28 protein-coding genes and 1 tRNA gene are annotated in these 20,399 nt (G+C 51.2%); 3 read left to right on the forward strand and 26 right to left on the reverse strand.

All coding sequences use genetic code 11. The features are described from left to right. Positions 1 to 167 precede the first annotated feature (167 nt). Positions 168 to 665, reverse strand: a complete 498-nt coding sequence (locus tag JNJ77_08120; GenBank protein MBL8822537.1) for a TIGR03000 domain-containing protein — start codon at positions 663 to 665, stop codon at positions 168 to 170. Between the two features lie 162 nt (positions 666 to 827). Here JNJ77_08120 and JNJ77_08125 point away from each other — a divergent pair, with 162 nt between their 5' ends. Genes JNJ77_08125 through JNJ77_08135 form a run of 3 tightly spaced genes read left to right on the forward strand, consistent with a single transcriptional unit; the run spans position 828 to position 5,277 of the window. Then, complete coding sequence (locus tag JNJ77_08125) at positions 828 to 2,594, forward strand: hypothetical protein (GenBank protein MBL8822538.1); 1,767 nt, start codon at positions 828 to 830, stop codon at positions 2,592 to 2,594. Positions 2,595 to 2,602: 8 nt separating this feature from the next. Further along, on the forward strand, positions 2,603 to 4,021 hold the full coding sequence (locus JNJ77_08130; protein ID MBL8822539.1) for a DUF1800 domain-containing protein: 1,419 nt from the start codon (positions 2,603 to 2,605) through the stop codon (positions 4,019 to 4,021). An 8-nt stretch (positions 4,022 to 4,029) separates the two neighbouring features. Then, positions 4,030 to 5,277: a DUF1501 domain-containing protein gene (locus tag JNJ77_08135; GenBank protein MBL8822540.1), complete on the forward strand. Its 1,248-nt coding sequence runs from the start codon at positions 4,030 to 4,032 to the stop codon at positions 5,275 to 5,277. A 181-nt stretch (positions 5,278 to 5,458) separates the two neighbouring features. On the opposite strand, the gene JNJ77_08140 is transcribed toward JNJ77_08135, so the two are convergent. From JNJ77_08140 to rpsJ, 25 genes are all read right to left on the reverse strand, one after another. Then, a complete protein-coding gene (locus tag JNJ77_08140) occupies positions 5,459 to 6,463 on the reverse strand; it encodes a hypothetical protein (protein MBL8822541.1) in 1,005 nt (334 codons plus the stop codon). Between the two features lie 176 nt (positions 6,464 to 6,639). Further along, on the reverse strand, positions 6,640 to 8,157 hold the full coding sequence (locus tag JNJ77_08145; protein ID MBL8822542.1) for an ABC transporter permease: 1,518 nt from the start codon (positions 8,155 to 8,157) through the stop codon (positions 6,640 to 6,642). Between the two features lie 3 nt (positions 8,158 to 8,160). Beyond that, positions 8,161 to 8,958, reverse strand: coding sequence for a type I methionyl aminopeptidase (gene map / locus JNJ77_08150; protein ID MBL8822543.1), 798 nt, complete (start codon positions 8,956 to 8,958; stop codon positions 8,161 to 8,163). Further along, positions 8,955 to 9,611, reverse strand: a complete 657-nt coding sequence (locus JNJ77_08155; protein ID MBL8822544.1) for an adenylate kinase — start codon at positions 9,609 to 9,611, stop codon at positions 8,955 to 8,957. Before JNJ77_08155 ends, map begins: the two co-directional genes overlap by 4 nt. 168 nt (positions 9,612 to 9,779) lie before the next feature. Beyond that, positions 9,780 to 11,153 (reverse strand): preprotein translocase subunit SecY, encoded by a 1,374-nt coding sequence (gene secY, locus JNJ77_08160; GenBank protein ID MBL8822545.1) that lies wholly within the window; start codon positions 11,151 to 11,153, stop codon positions 9,780 to 9,782. Positions 11,154 to 11,298: 145 nt separating this feature from the next. Next, positions 11,299 to 11,805, reverse strand: a complete 507-nt coding sequence (gene rplO / locus JNJ77_08165) for a 50S ribosomal protein L15 (GenBank protein ID MBL8822546.1) — start codon at positions 11,803 to 11,805, stop codon at positions 11,299 to 11,301. Between the two features lie 42 nt (positions 11,806 to 11,847). Continuing rightward, entirely contained in the window at positions 11,848 to 12,330 is a 483-nt protein-coding gene (gene rpsE / locus JNJ77_08170) for a 30S ribosomal protein S5 (GenBank protein MBL8822547.1), read from the reverse strand. Between the two features lie 12 nt (positions 12,331 to 12,342). Then, a complete protein-coding gene (gene rplR, locus JNJ77_08175) occupies positions 12,343 to 12,711 on the reverse strand; it encodes a 50S ribosomal protein L18 (GenBank protein ID MBL8822548.1) in 369 nt (122 codons plus the stop codon). A gap of 42 nt (positions 12,712 to 12,753) precedes the next feature. Further along, positions 12,754 to 13,320: a 50S ribosomal protein L6 gene (gene rplF / locus JNJ77_08180; protein MBL8822549.1), complete on the reverse strand. Its 567-nt coding sequence runs from the start codon at positions 13,318 to 13,320 to the stop codon at positions 12,754 to 12,756. A gap of 48 nt (positions 13,321 to 13,368) precedes the next feature. Continuing rightward, positions 13,369 to 13,815 (reverse strand): 30S ribosomal protein S8, encoded by a 447-nt coding sequence (locus JNJ77_08185; GenBank protein MBL8822550.1) that lies wholly within the window; start codon positions 13,813 to 13,815, stop codon positions 13,369 to 13,371. Positions 13,816 to 13,905: 90 nt separating this feature from the next. After that, a complete protein-coding gene (locus JNJ77_08190; GenBank protein ID MBL8822551.1) occupies positions 13,906 to 14,142 on the reverse strand; it encodes a 30S ribosomal protein S14 in 237 nt (78 codons plus the stop codon). A 34-nt stretch (positions 14,143 to 14,176) separates the two neighbouring features. Then, the gene (rplE, locus tag JNJ77_08195; protein ID MBL8822552.1) at positions 14,177 to 14,719 is read right to left on the reverse strand and encodes a 50S ribosomal protein L5; all 543 of its coding nucleotides are present in this window, start codon (positions 14,717 to 14,719) and stop codon (positions 14,177 to 14,179) included. Between the two features lie 59 nt (positions 14,720 to 14,778). Next, a complete protein-coding gene (gene rplX, locus JNJ77_08200) occupies positions 14,779 to 15,135 on the reverse strand; it encodes a 50S ribosomal protein L24 (protein ID MBL8822553.1) in 357 nt (118 codons plus the stop codon). A 4-nt stretch (positions 15,136 to 15,139) separates the two neighbouring features. Continuing rightward, positions 15,140 to 15,508: a 50S ribosomal protein L14 gene (rplN, locus tag JNJ77_08205; protein MBL8822554.1), complete on the reverse strand. Its 369-nt coding sequence runs from the start codon at positions 15,506 to 15,508 to the stop codon at positions 15,140 to 15,142. A gap of 28 nt (positions 15,509 to 15,536) precedes the next feature. Beyond that, positions 15,537 to 15,803, reverse strand: a complete 267-nt coding sequence (rpsQ, locus tag JNJ77_08210; protein MBL8822555.1) for a 30S ribosomal protein S17 — start codon at positions 15,801 to 15,803, stop codon at positions 15,537 to 15,539. Between the two features lie 12 nt (positions 15,804 to 15,815). After that, entirely contained in the window at positions 15,816 to 16,031 is a 216-nt protein-coding gene (gene rpmC / locus JNJ77_08215) for a 50S ribosomal protein L29 (GenBank protein MBL8822556.1), read from the reverse strand. A 2-nt stretch (positions 16,032 to 16,033) separates the two neighbouring features. Beyond that, positions 16,034 to 16,453 (reverse strand): 50S ribosomal protein L16, encoded by a 420-nt coding sequence (rplP, locus tag JNJ77_08220; protein MBL8822557.1) that lies wholly within the window; start codon positions 16,451 to 16,453, stop codon positions 16,034 to 16,036. Beyond that, positions 16,398 to 17,096, reverse strand: a complete 699-nt coding sequence (rpsC, locus tag JNJ77_08225) for a 30S ribosomal protein S3 (GenBank protein ID MBL8822558.1) — start codon at positions 17,094 to 17,096, stop codon at positions 16,398 to 16,400. The genes rplP and rpsC overlap by 56 nt, the downstream gene beginning before the upstream one ends. Beyond that, on the reverse strand, positions 17,096 to 17,455 hold the full coding sequence (gene rplV, locus JNJ77_08230; GenBank protein ID MBL8822559.1) for a 50S ribosomal protein L22: 360 nt from the start codon (positions 17,453 to 17,455) through the stop codon (positions 17,096 to 17,098). Before rplV ends, rpsC begins: the two co-directional genes overlap by 1 nt. 85 nt (positions 17,456 to 17,540) lie before the next feature. Next, positions 17,541 to 17,612: transfer RNA gene (locus tag JNJ77_08235), tRNA-Met, on the reverse strand. 27 nt (positions 17,613 to 17,639) lie between these two features. Then, positions 17,640 to 17,915 (reverse strand): 30S ribosomal protein S19, encoded by a 276-nt coding sequence (gene rpsS, locus JNJ77_08240; protein ID MBL8822560.1) that lies wholly within the window; start codon positions 17,913 to 17,915, stop codon positions 17,640 to 17,642. A 24-nt stretch (positions 17,916 to 17,939) separates the two neighbouring features. Then, entirely contained in the window at positions 17,940 to 18,794 is an 855-nt protein-coding gene (rplB, locus tag JNJ77_08245; protein ID MBL8822561.1) for a 50S ribosomal protein L2, read from the reverse strand. A 50-nt stretch (positions 18,795 to 18,844) separates the two neighbouring features. Beyond that, positions 18,845 to 19,168, reverse strand: a complete 324-nt coding sequence (gene rplW, locus JNJ77_08250; GenBank protein MBL8822562.1) for a 50S ribosomal protein L23 — start codon at positions 19,166 to 19,168, stop codon at positions 18,845 to 18,847. A 14-nt stretch (positions 19,169 to 19,182) separates the two neighbouring features. Next, positions 19,183 to 19,842 (reverse strand): 50S ribosomal protein L4, encoded by a 660-nt coding sequence (gene rplD / locus JNJ77_08255; GenBank protein MBL8822563.1) that lies wholly within the window; start codon positions 19,840 to 19,842, stop codon positions 19,183 to 19,185. A gap of 100 nt (positions 19,843 to 19,942) precedes the next feature. Further along, on the reverse strand, positions 19,943 to 20,263 hold the full coding sequence (rpsJ, locus tag JNJ77_08260; protein MBL8822564.1) for a 30S ribosomal protein S10: 321 nt from the start codon (positions 20,261 to 20,263) through the stop codon (positions 19,943 to 19,945). Positions 20,264 to 20,399 lie beyond the last annotated feature (136 nt).

Raw genomic sequence — 20,399 nt, forward strand, 5'->3', positions numbered from 1 at the left:
TTCACCACTCCCCTTCACCATGCTTGAGTAGCAAAGCTCGCCACTTTGCAGTTATTTCAAACAGCCTATAGTCTGTCACGATATTCAGGTCAATCTGACTTTCTGGCTCAAGAAATGAAACATGCCAGCTGCTGAGCTGGCATATTATGCCTGGAATGAATCGAGCATTATTTTGTTTTGTTGTTGCGGGCCGGAACTGGTGTGGCATGTGCAGCCTGTCGAATCAGGTCTTTCGTGGAGGTCGGCTTCACTTCCTTCGTATGGGTAACCAGCGGCGTGAAATCCACACTAGTTGTTTCACCAGCTTTGACTGCAATCTCCTGCTCCGTCACGAAATCCTTGGCCATCGTTCCTGTTCCGGTAGGCCAGCTTACTTTAACCTTGTAAAAATAGGTCTTTTTCATTTCCAATGCAGGCGACTGAAAGATACGTTGATCGCCACTTTGATTCATCTTTTGATTTTCAAACCAGATCACAGCGTTATCGGGAACCTTAATCTTGATAAGGGCTGGCACAGCCTTGCTTTTTTCCGCTGTGGATTGGTCCAGCACCGTCGTTGCCGGTGTTTCAGGCAATTGCCGGGGTGCATTTTTGGGAGGCTGCATGGCACAAATCGATACCCCTGTCAACCAGCACACTATCGTCATGCATTTGCCAATCATCATAATACATCTCCCATGCGTTATCTGGATATAACTGCTCTGGTAATCTGGTCAAGATGAACTTGCAACATGGTTCTGAGGTAATAACCTGTTGGCGATTGTGAAACAACCTTCAGCAGCAATGAGTATGTTCTGTGACTCAAACCCCATGAAGGTGCTTTTCTCATGGTTGCCTTGCAGTTTCTTGCCTTGCATCTTGCGTTATTGTTGCCTGCCTCACTGCCCTGGCACCATCAACATCTGGCTGATCCGCTCAAGTGCCTACCGGAAAATGCCATTGCGGTTCTGCAGATACCCTCACCCACCCGTTTGATTAACCAATGGCAAGGCTATTTCAATCACCTTCAGCTCAACCGATTTGAAGAAGTCAGCGAGTTGCTCCAATCTACTCCCGCTGTTCGTTTCAAACAGTACCTGAACTACCTCGAAACAGAATATAAGCAGCCCTGGCATCAACTGCTCGATGGCCTGGCAGCTAAGGGACTCACTTTAGCCCTGGTGCCTCAAGAAGGATCCAAACAACCTCAGATTATGGCTTTGGCAGTTGCGAATGATTCAGTTCAGTTGAAAAAGATATCTTCTGGAATTCTCGACCTGATCAAGGAAAACCTTGGGCAGGAAAATGTCTTTCTCTCGTTCCAGAAACAACAGCATCGCGGAGCAACTATCCATTCGTTGGGCAACCAGTTCTACCTGGCAGTGTTCGAGAACTACTTCATGGCAGGCAATGGTTCTACTTTGATCAAGACTACCATTGACCGCATTATTGATGGCAAGGGCAAATCGCTACTCGATCATCCTCGTTTCATTGTCAAAGAAAAGCCATCGTCAGAAGATGTTACTCTCTGGGGCTGGTTCGATGCACAATATTACAAGGATCAGGCAAAATCGGAGTTGGAAAACATCAAGCTGCCCGCCAACGACATTATCCCCCAACTCTTGCTGGGAGGCCTGCTGGATACCTGGGTACGCTCCGATCATTTCTGGCTGAGCCTCTCACAAGGTACGCACGGCCCATGTCTTGAAGTTACCAGCCCCGCTGGGCGGAAACTGAGCCAAGAGGGTGCCAGGATTCTGCATATGCACGATCCGGAACGCGAATCGTTGCTTTCGCTCCTCAACCCACCAGGCACGGTCTTCAGCACCAGTTTTTACTTCAACTTCGCTGAAATGTGGAAGCATCGAACCAAGCTGTTCAAGGAAGGTGCTCTCAAGGATGTTGAAGAAGGGGAAAAGACGATCAAACCCTTCCTGGCTGGCAATACACCCGGCAAGATCATCAGCACGCTGGGCGCCAGGCATCGGCTGGTCATTGCACAACAGAGAAAACGGGAATACACGACCAAACCCAAGATCATTTACCCTGCTGCAGCCCTGGTGTTCGAATGCACTGATCCAGATCAGTTCAACAAGATGATTGCCGTGCCACTGCATACTGCCGGGTTCCTCTACTCCACGCAAGTCAGCATGAAGCTGAACGAAGAAACATTCATGGATACTAAAATCATCTCCTACCAGTTCACCGAGAATGAGAAGAACCAGCAGTATGAACAGGGAGTATTGTTTAACGTAACACCCTCGTTTGCCCGTGCTGGTAATTACTTCGTACTCAGTTCCAGCAGAGAACTGTGCAGGAACCTGGTCAAGGAACTACGGTCAAACCAGACAGATGGTCATGCTGATAAAGACCATGCTGATATCAGGCACCGTTTCTCCTGGACTGCACTGGGACAGGTTCTTTCATCCGAGCAGCCTCGCATTGCAACCGAACTGACGCTGAGACACGGCGGCGATGCTGAAACTGTTGAAACCCAAATATCGAGCTTGTTATCCCTGTTGAATGAACTAGGCACCATCGAGTTATCCATCAGCCACAGCCCCGTTTTCCGTTTGCAATTGCAGGCGAATTATCTCAACCCTAAAGCACGGTAGAGCATGTCATGAAACTGCATTATCACAAGGATATTGACCCACAGTGGGCCTGGGCAGAATACAAGCCAACCGCGCAAACGCCTTGGACCATGAAGCAGGTGGCACATCTGTATCGCCGTGCCGGCTGGGGAGCCAACTGGACCGAATTGCAAGCCGCTTTGAAGAATGGCCCCACCCAGACCATCGATCTGTTGATGACCGGCAAGCCGGGCCTCAAAGCTTTCCAAACGCGTGTAGCCAAACTGGCTGCTCCGCTGGAAGAAACTGCCGATGAGCACCGTCTGCGTGCCTGGTGGCTCTATGTCATGATGAACTCGCCTCATCCATTGCTGGAACGGATGACATTATTCTGGCACAATCACTTCGCAACCAGCAATGCCAAGGTGCAGCATGTTGGCCGAATGTATCGGCAGAATCAACTCATTCGCACACATGCTCTGAAACGATTCGGCCCCATGTTGCATGCCATCTCTGAAGACCCCGCCATGATGGTCTGGCTGGATACTGTCAGCAATCGAAAGAAAACTCCCAACGAGAATTACGCCCGCGAATTAATGGAATTATTCAGCTTGGGAATTGACCAGTACACCGAACAAGATATTCGTGAGGCTGCCCGCGCGTTTGCCGGCTGGGGCATCAAGAATGATGCATTTCATGTCTATCAGGAAGACATCGACTCGGATTCCAAAAAAGTGTTCGGCAAAGCTGGCTCATTCGACGGCCATCAGATTGTTGACATGTGCCTGGACAAGAAGACATGTGCATCGTTCTTATCTAGAAAACTATTCAAGCATTTCATGAGCGATACGCTCGTCCCCGATGATGCACTGATCCAGCCACTCGCTGAACGCTTCTACAAGAGCCAGTATGATATCGCAGATCTGGTTGGCGTGATGCTCCGTTCGAATCTCTTTTTTTCTCCCGATTGCTATCGGGCTAAAATCAAATCGCCGGTCGAGTTCGGGCTGAGTGTCGTACATATGCTCGAAGGCAGAGTTGACACCATTCAGTTTGCAGAAATGCTCGATCCGCTGGGTCAAAGACTGTTTGCACCTCCATCTGTCAAGGGATGGGATGGAGGCGCACAATGGCTGAACTCTTCGACTTTGCTCCTGCGCCATAACCTGTGTCTGGCTTTATCTTCAACCGAAGATCAACGTATCCTCAATCGATGCGATCCTTCCCGGCTGGTGAAGAAGCACAAAACTGGAGCCCAATCTGAACTGGCCCCGGTTGTCACCATGCTTTCTGAATTGCTGTTGCAGAATGATCTGCCTGCGACAACAAGGGAACGACTGCAATTACGTATGAAGCAGTTGCGTGAGCAGAAATATGCCCGATACTGGAATGCGGAGCTGATCATGGAGTATCAAATCCGATCCATGTGCCATCTGATCATGACCTTGCCTGAATTTCAGCTACTGTAGGAGTTGCTATGTTTCTCCATCGTCGATCATTTTTGAAATCAACCTTCGCTGGCACTGGCCTGGTGGCCTATGGCTTGTCATCGCCCCAATTCCTGACTCGTGCCGCAGCAGCCACACCACTGCTGGATGCCAAAGGCAGCCGCGATACCATCCTGGTGGTGGTGCAGTTAACCGGTGGCAACGATGGCTTGAACACCGTCATTCCGTTCAATGATCCCCTTTATGCCGCATCTCGTCCTACGCTGAAGCAAAAACCTTCGGATATCAAAAAGCTCAACAAGGATATTGGCTTGCACCCCGTCTTGCAGGGGCTTGCTGAACTCTTTAACGAACAGGCTTTAACCATCGTCCAGGGTGTGGGCTATCCTAATCCCAATCAATCACACTTCACTTCGATGGACATCTGGCACTCCGCTCGCTTGGATGGCCCCTACAGTGATGGATGGCTTGGACGTAGTCTGGGACATTTCAAACAAGGCTCAGGTTCTGGTTATCATCTGGGCAATCAGGGCGAAGCTTCGCCCCTAGCCCTGACCGGTTCCATCAAGTGTCCTACCATCACTTCTCTGGCAGATATGGAACTTCGCGCTTCAGGCCACACCAACCTCGATCGTAAGCATCAGAGGGAAATCATCGAAAAATCTGGACAGGCCAGTGTAACCGAGTCATCCTCCTTGCTCGACTATGTGCAAAGAACTTCCGCCGGTACTTTCTCGACGGTCAAGAAATTGCGTGAGATAGCAAAAAACTACGATTCAAAAGTCCCCTACCCTGCCAACCGCCTGGCCGAACGGCTCAAGCTGGCAGCACAACTCATTGATGTCGAAATCGGAGCCAGAATCTTTTACGTGGAACAGGATGGCTACGACACCCATGCTGACCAGGCCGGTAATCATTCCCGGCTGCTTACTGAACTTTCCAGTGCTCTCACTGCTTTCTACCGGGATTTGAAGGCACGCGGCCACGCCAAGCGGGTTGTTATTCTTACCTTTTCTGAATTTGGACGACGAGTTAAAGAGAATGGCAGCCAGGGAACCGATCATGGCGCTGCTGCACCAGTCTTCTTGTTAGGCGAAAGTGTAAACGGCGGCCTCGTCGGCGCTCACCCCAGGTTGGATAAGCTCGATGATGGCAATCTGATTCACCACACCGATTTCCGAAGCATTTACTCAACTATTCTCGATCAGTGGCTCGGCGTCCCGAGTAATAAAATCGTAGGCCAATTCCAGAACCTGCAACTACTGAAGAAAACATAAGATAGATGAACCTCTGTGGCAGGCTCGTCAATGTACTCATTTTCGACCCTGCAGGTTTGCGACAATGCAATAAGTCTACTGGTTCGAGATGGAGTACCATCACGACCCTTTCATTCACAGCAGACGCAAAAAAAGCTCCTTCCATTCGGAAGGAGCTTCGATGTTTGTAGTGCCAAAACAATTACTTCGCATCTTTCATGGCTTTGATCAGATCATCTCCATTGACTGAAAGATTCATCTTAACGTTTGAACCAGTCACCTCAGCTTTGACTTTCTTAAGGGATTCGCTGAGTGGCTTGAGTTCTGGATGATCATCGGCAAAACCCATGATGGTTGAAACGGCGCCTTCAAAGCCTTCATTGGCTTCCTTGGCTTTTTCCTTGGCCTTGTCTGCATCTTCGCATTCAACATTGACATTGCCGTTAATGTCTTTATCGACAGTCAGTGTAGCTACAAAATGCTTTTCGCCAGGCCTGTTCTTGGGGGCCAGACCTGCAGCAAACAGCGTATAGCTGTTTTTGCGTTGTGCGAGTAGTGCCTTGAACTCAGGATTGACGTTATTTTTGCCTTTGTTCTTGATGGTCTTGGTCAGCGTATCCTTGGAGATGCTCATGACCATCATGCCATCTTCAGGAACTGCCATGTAGAAAGCCATGGGTGCGGTATTGGGCTTCATTTCAAACACCGTTACACCACCAATTTCCTCTGACTTGACTTCAATCTGACCGGAACCCTGCATCATGGGTACAAACTGTTCCACCATGGCTGCATTCACTGCAGGGATACCCATGCAGATCGTGAGTTGGGGAATGCCATTCACTTCTTCCTTGGAATTGATGGCCACGGTGAAATCACGAACCGCTTCCTTTCCGGCTTCCATGGCCCGGGACACCGCTTCTTCGGTAACATGGTTCTTCAATTCCGGGGCCATGTCCTGCATCATCTTTTTGACGTTATCGTCGGGCACGAAGTTGGCCATCATGCTCATGACGTTCTCGCCATACTTCTTCACCACCAGGGGAATGCCCTTGGCCAGAAGCTTGGAACCCATCAGTTGATTCAAGTTGAGTTGAATGACTGTATCGGTTCCTTCCGGGAAATACTTATCTGCTGAAACGCCCTGCGCCAGCGATCTGGCGGGGTTCAGCAACAGCATCGCTGCACAAGCTAACGTAAGCAATCTCATCGAACACTTCATCAACATAAATCACCCTGATCAAGGTTGAAGGTTTCTGCTTCTAACTGATAGTAAGCATCTTGCAGTTTTTTGCAGGTTTGGCAAGTAATGCAGCCACACTGTATTAAACCGTCTCGCCAAAAGTCTTAATGTGTACTCCACGACACTCTACGAAGTTTCAAGCGTCATTCATTTCTGAAAAACAGGTGTGCAAGCAGCACAAATCCCGTGCCAAAACCAAGCAGTACCAGGCACGAGGTCTGTACCATCATCAGGTTCGGCGATGGATTCAACAAAAGCTGGGCATAGGCGTCCAACGACCACGCTTGGGGAGTAACTCGGCTGATTTCCTTCATCGATTCAGGCATCAGCTCGCGAGGCATCAAACATCCGCTGATGCCTGCCATCACCAGTACCAGCAACGTACCAAGAATAGCAACCTGGCTTTCCGTTTTGGCAATGACTGCTATCAACAATGCCAGCCCGGTTGCTGCAAAACTCGTGCAGAGCACCACCGGTATCAGCCAGCCCGGCGTTGTGCCCCAGTTCATGCCAAAGATCAGCCTGCCCATCAACAGAAGGAAGAAACCCTGTAGTATAGACAACATCAGACAAGGCAGAAACTTGCCACCCAAGATCACATGCTTCCCCATCGGTGCAATCGCCAGTCGATACATCGTACCCTGCCGACGTTCCTGCACAAACATCCAACCTACGGTCAACACCATAAAGAAGGCAAACATCACGGTGTAGGATGGTACCAGTACCTGATAACGCACTGCCCCTCGTTGTAACAGTCCGCCTTGGTCTGCCTGGTAGGTCAACCATTCAGGGTTGTCCGACCAGCGTGATTCAGACTTGGTAAGAGCTGCCCAGGTTTTGCCTGTCAGATTGTACTTGGCAAACAACTTCTTCAACGCTGCCTTGATGCCAGTCCCCATTTGTGTTTTGAAATCTTCGGTAAGGAGGAAACGAGGAATTTTCGCCTCTGCAGCCAGTACACTCAAGAACGATGGATCGCTCAGTTTTTCAAATGCACGACCGATCATCCATGGCAAAATCACCCGCAGCAGCGAAACCTGGCCAACCTGCTCAATAATCGATGCAGCAGCAGACTGCGTAGGATCACGCAACACCCGTGCATCCAAGAGCTCCAGCCGAACGCCATCCCGATAGAACGGGTTAATACCGGTTGTCAGAAAGGAACACTGAAAAACCTTCTGACTGAACTCAGGCCCAAAGACAATGATCGCTGATCGCTGGGACGATTGCACCAGCTTTTCCGCTGTTGCCAGATCAGGTAGTACCTCGATGCGGATCTCTGCCGTTTCGGCCAGATCACGCATCACTACCCTGGCCCACGATTCATACGGAAACTGCGATAACCGAAGAATCTGGGCCATGCCCGTTTGACCAGTCCATGTTGCAACATGACAGCTCATGGGCAAAGGCAATGCTTGCAGCCAGGCTGCCGATTCTTTGATCGCTGCTTCGCGATCCTCTACACCACGGTCCAGATCAACCAGGCTGATTCGCAACCGGTCATCAGGTTTCTGGCCAAAGGTTTCCCCCAGTGCCATGCCGAGCACGAGTATGAAAATGACAGGCATGACCAGCAAAAGTAGTGCTGAACGCCGGTCACGCAACAGCAGTGCAATATCCTTGCCCGCCAGAATCCACAATGATTGCCACGATTGCAACATGGCTTACTCAGCGGTCAAAACCTGAACGCCCTGTTCGGTAATCGCCACCGTATGCTCAACATGTGCACTGGGCAGACGATCGCGTGTAATGACGGTCCACTGGTCAGGCAGTTCCTGCACATCCTTCTTGCCGAAATTCACCATCGGCTCTATGGCCAGCACCAGGCCCGGCACCAAGTCGAAATCCACCTCCCGCATTTCCCGGCTCACATAATTGGGAACCTGTGGCGCTTCATGCATACTGCGGCCAATGCCATGCCCTACGAATCTCTCCACCACGCTGAAGCCGTTCTTTTCAATTGTCTGCTGCATCAAACTCGATACTTCGGTCCACCGCTTCTTGCGGCCTACTTCACGAATCGCAATAGCCAAGGCTTCTTCGGCAACCTTTACCAGTTTGAGGATATCCGGCCTGACATTATCACCAATGGGGATACAGACTGCCGAGTCTGCACAGAAGCCATCGAGCTTGCAGGCTGTATCCACTTTAAGTAGATCGCCTGGCCGCAAGACTCTTGGCCCCGGTATGCCATGCACCACTTGTTCATTCAGGCAGATGCAGGTAGATGCTGGAAAAGGTCGCTTGCCAGGATAACCCTTGAACAAAGGCTCCGCACCATGCTTGGCAAACAGGGCATCCACTGCCTGATCGATGTCCAGTGTTCGCGTACCTGGTTTGGCCATAGTGCGGGCAATCTGAAGGGCTTCAGCAACCAGTTTGCCGGCTTCCCGCATCTTGGCAATCTGTTCGGGTGTCTTCAAAATCGGCTTTTGTACTTGATGCTGGCTTTTCTGCATCATGGGGTCAATTCCTTTTCGAGTGCTTTCATCAAAGCCTCGGTAACTGATTCTACACTTCCCAGCCCATTCACTTCCTGAAATAGTCGATGTTTTCGGTAATAGTCAATGACCGGAACTGTCGAAGTCCGAAAAGTTTCCAGTCTCTGACGGATAATTACTTCGGAATCATCGGGACGCTGAATCAACTGGCCGTGACAGTTATCGCATTGATTTGCAATACGCGGCGGCTGGTACCGCAAATGATGGCTGTGACCGCACTTCGAACAGATGCGTCGCCCACAAATGCGTTCCACCACTTCCTGATCATTGACATTGAGCAGCAGCACGGCATCGAGTTGCATTCCCGCGTGCTTCAAGATGACATCAAACGATTCAGCCTGTGGCAGGGTGCGAGGGTATCCATCTATCAGAAATCGGAATGGACAATGCGGACCGCTGAAACGTTCTTCGATCACTCCATTGATCAACGTATCGGGAACATACTTGCCGGCATCCATGTAGGGCTGTGCCGTCTTCCCCAAAACGGTACCCTGCTTGATCGCTTCGCGTAAAATATCACCCGTGGATAAGTGAAGCAGTCCCAGACGCTGACACAATCGTTCTGATTGCGTGCCTTTGCCGCTTGCCGGGGGACCTAGTAATATCAGACGCATCCCGAGTTCCCTTTTGCCGTGAACGAACTCGACATCCTGCCGAGGGAGAGAATCGCCCGGCCATTCAGAAGTGTAATATATGAAACTCTCCACAAAACTCGCATCCCAAAAAAGTGAAAGGGAGCCGATTTTGGCTCCCTTGAAGAATGCGTTACTGACGGGTCCAGGTTAATCTTCCGTCACACCCTGGTAGTTTCTCATCACCAGATGACTGTTGATTTTCTGCACCAGATCCAGGCACACACTGATGACAATCAAGAGGCTGGTGCCACCAAAGAAGCTGGCCACCATGTAATCCACTTTCATGCCACGTGCTATGACGGTCGGCAGGACAGCGATAAGCGACAGGAATGCCGCTCCCACCAGGGTGATTCGCGTCATGACTTTGTTGAGATATTCTTCAGTTCGCTTGCCAGGGCGATAACCCGGAATAAAGCTTCCTTGATCTCGCAGGTTATTCGCCACTTCCTTCGGATTGAAGGTGATGGCCACCCAGAAGAATGAGAAACCAAAGATACCCACCACATACAGCAGGTTATAGATGTAGCCCTGTTCCTGAAACTCGTTGGCCAGCTTCATGCCGAACGACCACTTGTTATCCACCAGGTTGTTGATCATGCTGAGCAGGAAGAAAGGCACCATCAGCAGGCTGCTGGCAAAGATCACTGGCATCACACCAGCATGATTCAGTCGCAATGGCAATGACTGCCTCATGCCGCCATAGACACGTCGTCCTCGAACATGCTTAGCGGATTGTGTAGCTATGTGACGCTGGGCTTTGGTGATCAGCACCACAAAATAAACGACCAGAATGAAGAGCAGAATGAGGACGATCAACGTTGTTAAGTTGGCCCCCTGACCACTGCTGCTGATTTCAAAAATACCCCAATTGAACTTGGTTCCGTTCTCAATAAAGAACAGTCGTTTGAATGCTTCAGGAATACGAGAAACAATACCAGCCATAATGATCAAGCTGATGCCGTTGCCAATGCCATACTCATCAATCTGCTCACCGATCCACATCAGGAACATGGTACCGCATGTCATGATCATGACTGCAGTGAGTATGTCAAAGAAATTATCCCACCCCGGCAGGAACAAGGTTTTTCCGCCGCCCTGCTGGGCCAGAATGAAACTGTTGACATAAATGTAGCTCTGCACGAGGCAGATTGGCACGGTGGCGTAGCGTGTATATTCGTTGATTTTCTTCCTGCCGCTTTCTCCTTCTTTCTGCAGTTTTTCCAGAGGTGGATAAAACGTAGCCAGAAGTTGGAAGATAATCGACGCCGAAATGTAGGGCATGATACCAAGACCGAAGATGGTACCGGCACTGAGTTGCGAGCCTGAGAAGACTGAAGCAAAAGCCAGCAGTTGCCCGAATCCGCCACCCAGGCCTGAAAACTGATCTGCAATCTGTTGCTGATCAATCATAGGAAGTGGTATGTGGTAACCGATGCGGTAGACTGCCAGGAAGATAATGGTGATCAATATCTTCTGCTGCAGTTCAGGAATACGAAAGAAAATCGTATAGAGCGTATTCACGTGAATTCCCTTGCGTTTCAGAACGTGCCAGGCAACATCCTGTCCTGTCACGGGTAATGCTAACAGCCGCCAACTTCAGTTGACGGCTGTTTCGTGTTTCATCACAGCCTCTGTACATCGTATCGAGAGGCCAAGAACGAATCAATTACTTCGTCTTGGCAGGCCGAGGCTTCATCTTGTTTTTGACTGGCTTCTTGGGTGGAGGAATGATCTCCACCTTGCCACCGGCAGCTTCAATCTTCTTGCGGGCAGGCTCGGAGATGCCATGCACTTTGAGATTGAACTTCTTGGTGACATTGCCCATGCCAAGGATACGAATGCCATCGCCCTGCCCGTTGGCCAGGCCTGCTTCACGCAAGGAGGCATGATCGATGCTGGCATTGGCTGCAAACTTGGCTTCCAGATCGCCCACGTTGACTTCGATATACGTGTTGCGCCAGGTTTCATTGCTGAAACCACGCTTGGGGATACGGCGGATGAGCGGCATCTGACCGCCAGCATAGAGATCCGAATAGGAACGGGTACCAGCCCGGCTCCCCTGCCCCTTGTAACCGCGGCTGGAGGTCTTGCCATGCCCTGAGCCGATTCCACGACCAACCCGTGTTTTGGGACGACGTTTATTTACACCAACATGTACCGTTGTAAGATCCATTGTCCTTCGCCTTTGCTTACACTCATCACGTGGTGTACTTAATTAAGCTTTTACGCCACGCAGCGCTTCAACTGTTTCCTTGGTTCGCAACTGCAGCAAACCGTTAATCGTAGCCTTCACCAGTGTCTGGGCATTGGAACTGCCATGCACCTTGGTGAGAATGTTTCGCACGCCGGATAGTTCAAGCACTTCACGCACGCCCGAACCGGCTTTCACACCCGTACCAGGCCCGGCAGGCACCATCACCACGCGCGTTGCACCAGCACGGCCGATGACACGGTGCGGGATGGTTTCACCTTTGAGGATGACTTTTTTCAGGCTGCGTGAGGCATCCTTGACTGCTTTTTCTACAGCAGGCGGCACTTCATTGGCTTTGCCATAACCATAACCCACCTGGCCGCGACGGTCACCCACCACGACGAGTGCATTAAAGCTGAAACGTCGTCCGCCTTTGACCACCGAGGCACAACGGCGAATCTTGATCACTTTATCTTCCAAGCCACCCTGTTTTGAATCGCTCGACATACATTGCCCCGGTTAGAATTCGAGTCCTGCTTTGCGTGCTGCTTCCGCCAACACCTGGATGCGACCATGATAACGGTAAGGCCCGCGATCAAATGCAATCTTGGTGATGCCGGCTGCCTTGGCTTTCTCCGCAATGCGGGTGCCGATGACTTCAGCAGCCTTCTTGTTGCCGCCGTATTTCAATCGGCCTTCTTTTTCATTAGTGCTGGCCGCCACCAGCGTTTTGCCTGTCTGGTCATCAATGATCTGCACATAAATATGCTGATGACTGCGATGGACGCTCAATCGGGGCCGGGCATGAACACCACGTGCACGGAGTGTATTCCGTACATGGTGCTTGCGTCGCACGGCCCGTTTGGCTTTGAGTACTAAACGATCCATTTCACCAATCCCGCTGAAAATTGTTGCTGGTAGCACTCAGGCTTACGCGCCGGTGCTGCCCATGGTCTTGCCTTCCTTACGTCGGACAACTTCATTTTCGTAACGAATGCCTTTGCCCTTGTAAGGCTCAGGCTTCCGCATGGCTCGAACTGATGCGGCAAAGTGCCCCACCTTTTGCTTGTCGATGCCGGTGACATTAATGGATGTCGGATCAGGACAGGTTACTGTAATACCATCGGGAATAGGGACTTCGATGGCATTGGCAAATCCAACAGTCAGAACCAGTTTTTTCTTGTCGAGCCGGGCCTGGTACCCAATGCCCTCCACTTTCAGTTTCTTTTCGAACCCCTTGGTCACACCCTCAATCAGGTTATTCACCAGTGTGCGAGACAAACCATGCAGCGATTTCACCATGCGCTCGGTGCTGAGCGTATCAGTACGCTGGGAAAATGTGAGTGACTTGGACTTGTCATCATAAGCAACGCCGATTTCCGGACGTACATCCAGAGACAGCTTCCCTTTAGGACCTTCCACATTGACTTTCTGCCCCTGCACGGCAACTTTGACGCCGGTGGGAACAGTGATCGGTTTTCGTCCAATTCGTGACATCGATATCGATCCTTACTGCCAGGCAGCAATGCTGCCAGGGTTATTGTCTTACCACACTTCACAAATGACTTCGCCACCCAGCTTTTCCTTGCGGGCCTGGCGATCACTTTTCACACCTTTGTTGGTACTGAGCAACGCAATGCCCAAACCATCCAGCACTGGCTTCAGATCCTTATAGCTGCGGTAGATGCGACAGCCAGGTGAACTGATGCGACGAATCTTCTGGATGACTCGTTCGCCCGTTGCGCCATATTTCAGATAGATGCGGATAACGCGTTTTGCCAGCTTGGGATCGCTGGTCTGCTCGAACTGCTCAACGCCACCTTCGTTTTTCTTGAAGTGGCCTACCTGGTATTCGTAAATGTAGCCTTCCTGCTTCAAGGCTTCAGCCAGACCAATTTTCAGTCCATTGGCAGGAATGTCAACTACTGCACGTTCGATGCGGCATGCATTGCGGATACGGGTGCAGAAATCCGCAATCGGATCAGTCATCATCTCTAGTTTCCTCGCACGCTCCGGGACACGCCCAGTCGTATGCCTGGACTTATGTATCTATCAATTCACACTGAACTGGCAAGACATTTCTTACCAACTTGCCTTTTTCAGGCCTGGAATCAAACCATCGCTGCCGAACTTTCGCAGACAGATACGGCAGCAGCCAAATTTGCGGTAGACGCCTCGTGGTCGTCCGCACAGCTTACAGCGTAAGCGAATGCGAATGCGTTCACGGGGAAGAAGTACCTTCTTATCAGGATTTTTCTTCTGTTCTTCGAGCTTCTTCAGTTCTCGTTTGAACTTGGCTCGTTTTGCAGTTACTGCCATGGTTGCCTCGTATTATGCTGGCGCTCTTGTTTCGTTAGGTAGTTCGGAAAGGCATGCCAAAGCCTTTCAGCAGTTCGCGGGCTTCATCATCATTGCGGGCGTTGGTCGTAAACGCAATGTCCATACCCTGGGTGAAGTTCACCTTATCTGCTTCAATTTCCGGGAAGACCATCTGCTCGGCAATGCCCAGATTATAGTTGCCCTGCCCATCGAAACTCTTGGGGTTCACACCCCGAAAATCGCGAATTCGCGGCAAGGCTACATTGATTAATCGATCAAGGAACTCATACATCTTCCTGCCACGCAGCGTCACCTTGCAGCCGATCGCCAGTCCTTCGCGGAGGCGGAAAGCACTGATAGCTTTCTTAGCCTTGGTAATGACCGCCTTCTGGCCGGCAATCATGGTTAGTTGTTGCTGGGATACCTCCAGCTTGTTCTTGTCTTCGATTGCCTTGCCCACGCCCATGTTAATGGTGATCTTTTCCAAGCGGGGAATGCTCAGCACATTCTTCCGATTGAACTTCTTCTGAAGGTCTGGAAGAATCTCCTTCTTGTATTTGTCATGCAGTCGAGCCATGGTCGTTCACCCTGTTGTGCAGGCCGGTCGGTGTCGGCTTGCGGAGTGTGTTTGAGATACTAAGCTTTGGCCAGTGCCTTGGCTTTGCGAATGAGTCCCAGTTCGGCATTGCATTTCTTGCATACGCGGACTTTGGAACCATCCGGCTTGATTTTAGCGCCAACACGCACACCGCCTCGACAATCGGTGCAGTAGAGCATGATGTTGGACACAGCGATGGGCATATCTTTGGTCAGACGCCCGCCCTGTCGATTACGACGACTGGGTTTTACGTGCTTGATCGCCTGGTTTGCGCCTTCCACCACAACCTTGTTGGTCTTGGGGATCACACGCAAAACACGCAGCACCTTGGTTGTGCCACGTGTATTGTCGTCGCCGGTGCGGATAACTATCTGATCGCCTTTTCGAATATTCATCGCGTTATACCACCTCAGCAGCCAGGCTGATGATTTTCATGAAGTTCTTTTCGCGTAACTCGCGGGCAACTGCACCAAAAATGCGTGTACCGCGAGGATTCTTTTCCGCATCAATCAGTACGAGTGCGTTTCTGTCGAAGCGAACGTAAGTACCATCATCACGACGATACTGTTTCTTGCAACGCACTACGACGCCCTTAACCACATCTCCCTGCTTGACTTCACCACCAGGCAGCGCTTTCTTCACGCTGGCCACGATGATGTCACCCAGGCCGGCATATCGGCGACGTGAACCACCCAATACCTTGATGCACATGACTTCTTTGGCACCGGTATTGTCGGCCACGTCGAGGTAGGTCGTGAGTTGTACCATGGCACATCCATCCTCTCGTGTTCCGGCTTTACTGGGCCGGCAATTCAGCGACGTTTGTCGCCTTCTTGGTTATCTTGATCAGGGACCATCGTTTCAGCTTTGAAAGAGGACGTGATTCCTCGATCTCCACGATGTCTCCCTTGTGTGATTCATTCTTTTCATCATGTACGTAGCAGACGGTTCGTCGTTTTACGTACTTGCTGTAGCGGGCGTGCTTGACAAGGCGGTTGATTTCGACTCGGCGAGTCTTATTCATCTTGTCACTGGTTACCACACCCATCAATACCTTGCGCATGTTTTCACCTGGTTAGCTTTGCTTCTGCACGCGTTCGTGTTGAATGGTCTTGATGCGGGCAATCTGACGACGCAACTGTTTCGCTTCAGATGCCGTGTTGGTGCGATCACCTGACGAGGTGCGAAAACGGAGATCGAAGTGCGACTTGATCGCTTCGTTCAGCGCTTCCTTCAGGTGTGCCTCATCCAGTGCACGCATATCAGCTGATCTAGGCAGCTTGGCAGCCATGATTATCCTCCAATGCTCGGTCGTCGTGAAACGAATCGGCATTTGAACGGCAGTTTATAGGCAATGCGAGCCATACAGGCCTTGGCAGCATCTTCGGGAAGACCGCCAATTTCAAACATCACCATTCCGGGTTTGACAACGGCTGCCCAGTATTCTGGTTCGCCCTTGCCCTTGCCCATACGTGTTTCAGCAGGAATAGCTGACACACTCTTGTGAGGAAAGACGCGGATATAGAGCCGGCCTTCACCTCGTACATATTGTGCAGCAGTGACTCGGCCCGCTTCAATGACCTCAGCGCTCAACCAGCCACCTTCGAGAGCCTGTAAACCGAACTCTCCATAGGCGACAAAATTGCCACGTTGAGCATCACCGCGAACCTTGCCCCGCTGGTTTTTGCGATACTTGACGCGCTTGGGCATCATGGCCACGGGTGGATTCCTCCAAATAGTCGCCGTTGTTGATCCAAACCTTGATTCCGATATGTCCCTGCGGGATCAACGCTTCCGCAAAGCCATAATCGATTTTCGAACGAAGAGTAGTCAGTGGCACTCGGCCAACGCCCGACTTCTCCAGACGAGCCATTTCTGATCCGCCCAGACGGCCGGAAAGTTGGAGCTTGATTCCCAATGCACCAGCTTCCATCGTTGTTTCCATAGCCTTCTTCATCGTGCGGCGGAAACTCTGGCGTTTTTCCAGTTGCTCGGCAATGTCTTCAGCAACCAACTGGGCTATCGTCTCGGGGTTGTCGAGCTTTTCAATTTTCAGATTGATGCGGCGGCCGGTCAGCTTTTCCAGATCTGCCTGCAGCTTTTCCACTTCCTGCCCCTTGCGGCCGATGATGCCACCTGGCCGGGAAGTGTAGAGATACACTTTTACTTCGTCGCGTGTTCGTTCGATCTCGATCTTGGAGATGCCGGAACGTTTGTATTTCTTCTTGATGTAGTTCCGTACCTTGAAGTCTTCCACCAGCAGGTCGGAGTATTCACCCTTGCCTGCATACCAGCGGCTGCGCCAATCTTCCATGATTCCCAGACGAAAGCCGGTAGGTTTGATCTTCTGTCCCATTAGTTCGGCTCCCCTTCACCGGGCGTTGATACCGTGACATGGATGTGGGCCAACCGCTTCAGAATGCGATAAGCCATGCCACGGGCACGGGTTTGAATGCGTTTGAACATGGGCCCGCCATCGACGCGAGCCTCACTGACATAGAGTTCATCCATGTCGCGTTCGTCCTTGAACTCAGCATTGCCCAATGCAGATTTCAACACAGATTCCACTAACCTGGCACCCCGATTGGGCAGGTACTTCAGCGCTTCCAGTGCTTCATCAGCCTGCTTGCCGCGAATCAGGTTGGCAAACGGTCGGAGTTTGCGTGCCGTGACATCCGCGTAATAGTGATGAGCAACGTATTGTCGTGTTGCCATAATTCTCGTGCCTGTATTCTCTTGCATTTCAAGACCAGAGGTCTGCCTCGATCTTTGCCGGGCAGACCCCGTGAGTTACTTGCAGTTCCGGGGGCAGGATTTGAACCTACGACCTCCAGGTTATGAGCCTGGCGAGCTACCACTGCTCCACCCCGGGTTAATTCTCAACGTCTCTCAACGTCGTTTATTTTGCTGCTTCAGCCTTCTTGGCGCCGCTATGGCCCTTGAAGGTTCGTGTGGGTGCAAATTCACCCAACTTGTGTCCCACCATATCTTCGGTAATAAAGACCTTTTGAAACATTCGGCCATTATGAACCAGGAAGGTATAGCTTACGAATTCAGGCACTACTGTGCAGTCTCGTGCCCAGGTTTTGATCGGTTCCTTGTCTTTCCCAGCCTTCTGAACCTTTTCCAGCAGGCGAAGATCGACATACGGGCCTTTCTTCAGTGAACGACTCATGTTGTGATCCTATTTCACCTGTTATTATTTCGAAATCGATTGAGCGCCACCAGGACGACGTCGAATAATCGCGCTGTTGGAAGTCTTTCGAGGATTACGTGTCTTGCCGCCCTTGGCAGATTTCCCAGTAGGCGAACAGGGATGGCGACCACCCTTGGATCGACCTTCACCACCGCCCAGTGGGTGTGCCACGGGATTCATGGCTGTACCGCGATTGTGAGGACGACGTCCCAACCATCGCTTGCGACCAGCCTTGCCGAGGGAAATATTCATATGGTCTTTGTTGCCCAGCTCACCAATCGTGGCTCGGCATTCCACAGAAACGCGACGCATTTCACCGGAAGGCAGCGTGATCTGTGCCCAACTGCCCTCACGAGCAGTCAGAACGGAAGCGGTACCTGCGGAGCGAGCGATCTGCCCACCGTGACCGGGAATCATCTCGATGTTATGCACCTGCATACCGAGAGGCACGCGGCGAAGAGGCATACAGTTGCCAACGCGTGGCTCAGCCTGCTCACCACTTTGAATCTTGTCTCCTGCCTTCAAGCCTTCTGGAGCAAGTATGTAATTCAGAATGCCATCGGTATATTTAACCAGGGCAATGCGACAACTGCGGTTGGGATCATACTCAATCGCCACCACCTCTGCCCAGGTGTTGTCTTTCTTCCGCTTGAAGTCGATCAACCGATAACGGCGTTTGTGGCCACCCCCACGGAACCGGCTGGTGGTGTACCCTTGATTATTACGGCCGCCTTTGCGCTTGTACGGGGCAAGTAACGACTTCTCGGGTTTACGGTGCTTATCCGTCAGCTCAGCAAAATCGCTGACAGTAAACTGTCTGCGACTCTGCGTCACCGGCTTGAATGTCTTGATACCCATTTCTGCTTATCCTTCAGCACTCCAGCTGCATGCCAGAGGTTGTGTTTCAATTAGATAAAGTCGATCTTGTCTTCCGTGTGCAGCTTGACGATGGCTTTCTTCCAGTTGGAAAGCTTCCCTTCAAGCCCCTTGAAGCGTTTGTGCTTGCCCAGGCAGTTCATGGTACGGACACCTACCACGCGCACTTTGAACAGATGCTCGATGGCATCACGGATCTGAAGCTTATCTGCCAGTGGATGCACTTCGAAGGTATACGAATTGTAGCGGGTGGACTGGTGTGTGCCCTTTTCGGTAACCAGCGGACGCAGAACGATCTGGTGCGGTTCGAGTTCAGGACCGTATGCGACAGTGTTAACGTTGGCTCTGGTTGACATGGGCCTGCATCTCCCTATTTGGCAGCCTTCTCAACAGCAGGCTTTCGCAGTGCTTCCAGCGCATCGCGCGTCAGCAGCAGACGTTTCCGCTTGAGGATGGTGTAAGTATTGAAATCAGAAACAGGGTAGAAATCGACACCCTTGATATTGCGTACTGAACGGTATGTCTTGTCATCGGGGCCAGCTACGCCGATCAGCAGCGTCTGGCCGTTCAATTTCAGGTTTTTGAGCACGCCGGCCATGGCCTTGGTCTTGCCGTCAGCGCTGGCCAGTGAATCAACTATGACTGCCTCGTTGTCCTGGAATTTGCTCAGGACTGCCATCTTGCGTGCCAGTCGAACAGCCTTCTTCGGCATGTGGAATTCGTAATCGCGTGGCTTGGGGCCTTTGCTAGTTCCGCCACCACGTCGCTTATTGGTTCGCTTGGATCCAACACGGGCATTACCCGTGCCCTTCTGCCTGAAGAGCTTTTTGGTTGAACCAGCAACTTCACCGCGGCGCAACGTGCTGTGGGTACCTGCACGCTGATTCGCCAGATGCATGACCACAACATCGTGAAGCAATTGTTTGTTGACGGAACCACCAAAATCTGCAGGGTCAATCTCCACAGCACCAACGGCCTGGCCCTGGGTGTTCAGCACATCAACTTTGAGTTTGGCGAGTTTCTCTGCCATGGCCTTATAGCCTTTTCTTATGCCTTGCAGACGAATACAGCCGAGCGATTCCTGACGCTCGGCAGCGTACGTCTAACGTTCCAATGATTCTCGATAGCGTCTAACCGACTGCGGACGCTTTAATTTTAATATCTACGCCCGCTGGCAAACTGAGCTTGTTCAAGGCATCAATCGTCTTAGCGGTCGGTTGCATGATATCAATGAGTCGCTTGTGGGTGCGAATCTCAAACTGTTCACGCGATTTCTTGTCAATGTGCGGCGATCGATTGACGGTGTAACGCTCGATACGCGTAGGAAGGGGAATTGGTCCATGAACGATCGCTTCGGTTCGCTTGGCAGTATCCACGATATCCATCGCAGACTGGTCAAGGATCGAGTGATCATATGCTTCCATTCGTATTCTGATGCGCTCTGCAGCCACGTCGATTCTCGCATTCTCTTCTTATACTTACTTTGCCCACAAAGTTGCCTGCCCACCGATATAATCGGAAGCGCACAGGCGGAAGGTTCAGAATAGGGAAGCAAGGTAGACTGTCAATAAGTTGATAAAAAAGTTG

It is taken from the genome of Planctomycetia bacterium, assembly GCA_016795155.1.
Lineage (GTDB): Bacteria > Planctomycetota > Planctomycetia > Gemmatales > HRBIN36 > JAEUIE01.

Coding starts and splice junctions, on each gene's coding strand:
- JNJ77_08120 (MBL8822537.1), bottom strand. CDS start 665: ATGATGATTGGCAAATGCATGACGATAGTGTGCTGGTTGACAGGGGTA.
- JNJ77_08125 (MBL8822538.1), top strand. CDS start 828: ATGGTTGCCTTGCAGTTTCTTGCCTTGCATCTTGCGTTATTGTTGCCT.
- JNJ77_08130 (MBL8822539.1), top strand. CDS start 2,603: ATGAAACTGCATTATCACAAGGATATTGACCCACAGTGGGCCTGGGCA.
- JNJ77_08135 (MBL8822540.1), top strand. CDS start 4,030: ATGTTTCTCCATCGTCGATCATTTTTGAAATCAACCTTCGCTGGCACT.
- JNJ77_08140 (MBL8822541.1), bottom strand. CDS start 6,463: ATGAGATTGCTTACGTTAGCTTGTGCAGCGATGCTGTTGCTGAACCCC.
- JNJ77_08145 (MBL8822542.1), bottom strand. CDS start 8,157: ATGTTGCAATCGTGGCAATCATTGTGGATTCTGGCGGGCAAGGATATT.
- map (MBL8822543.1), bottom strand. CDS start 8,958: ATGATGCAGAAAAGCCAGCATCAAGTACAAAAGCCGATTTTGAAGACA.
- JNJ77_08155 (MBL8822544.1), bottom strand. CDS start 9,611: ATGCGTCTGATATTACTAGGTCCCCCGGCAAGCGGCAAAGGCACGCAA.
- rplO (MBL8822546.1), bottom strand. CDS start 11,805: ATGGATCTTACAACGGTACATGTTGGTGTAAATAAACGTCGTCCCAAA.
- rpsE (MBL8822547.1), bottom strand. CDS start 12,330: ATGTCGAGCGATTCAAAACAGGGTGGCTTGGAAGATAAAGTGATCAAG.
- rplR (MBL8822548.1), bottom strand. CDS start 12,711: ATGGATCGTTTAGTACTCAAAGCCAAACGGGCCGTGCGACGCAAGCAC.
- rplF (MBL8822549.1), bottom strand. CDS start 13,320: ATGTCACGAATTGGACGAAAACCGATCACTGTTCCCACCGGCGTCAAA.
- JNJ77_08185 (MBL8822550.1), bottom strand. CDS start 13,815: ATGATGACTGATCCGATTGCGGATTTCTGCACCCGTATCCGCAATGCA.
- JNJ77_08190 (MBL8822551.1), bottom strand. CDS start 14,142: ATGGCAGTAACTGCAAAACGAGCCAAGTTCAAACGAGAACTGAAGAAG.
- rplE (MBL8822552.1), bottom strand. CDS start 14,719: ATGGCTCGACTGCATGACAAATACAAGAAGGAGATTCTTCCAGACCTT.
- rplX (MBL8822553.1), bottom strand. CDS start 15,135: ATGAATATTCGAAAAGGCGATCAGATAGTTATCCGCACCGGCGACGAC.
- rplN (MBL8822554.1), bottom strand. CDS start 15,508: ATGGTACAACTCACGACCTACCTCGACGTGGCCGACAATACCGGTGCC.
- rpsQ (MBL8822555.1), bottom strand. CDS start 15,803: ATGCGCAAGGTATTGATGGGTGTGGTAACCAGTGACAAGATGAATAAG.
- rpmC (MBL8822556.1), bottom strand. CDS start 16,031: ATGGCTGCCAAGCTGCCTAGATCAGCTGATATGCGTGCACTGGATGAG.
- rplP (MBL8822557.1), bottom strand. CDS start 16,453: ATGATGCCCAAGCGCGTCAAGTATCGCAAAAACCAGCGGGGCAAGGTT.
- rpsC (MBL8822558.1), bottom strand. CDS start 17,096: ATGGGACAGAAGATCAAACCTACCGGCTTTCGTCTGGGAATCATGGAA.
- rplV (MBL8822559.1), bottom strand. CDS start 17,455: ATGGCAACACGACAATACGTTGCTCATCACTATTACGCGGATGTCACG.
- rpsS (MBL8822560.1), bottom strand. CDS start 17,915: ATGAGTCGTTCACTGAAGAAAGGCCCGTATGTCGATCTTCGCCTGCTG.
- rplB (MBL8822561.1), bottom strand. CDS start 18,794: ATGGGTATCAAGACATTCAAGCCGGTGACGCAGAGTCGCAGACAGTTT.
- rplW (MBL8822562.1), bottom strand. CDS start 19,168: ATGTCAACCAGAGCCAACGTTAACACTGTCGCATACGGTCCTGAACTC.
- rplD (MBL8822563.1), bottom strand. CDS start 19,842: ATGGCAGAGAAACTCGCCAAACTCAAAGTTGATGTGCTGAACACCCAG.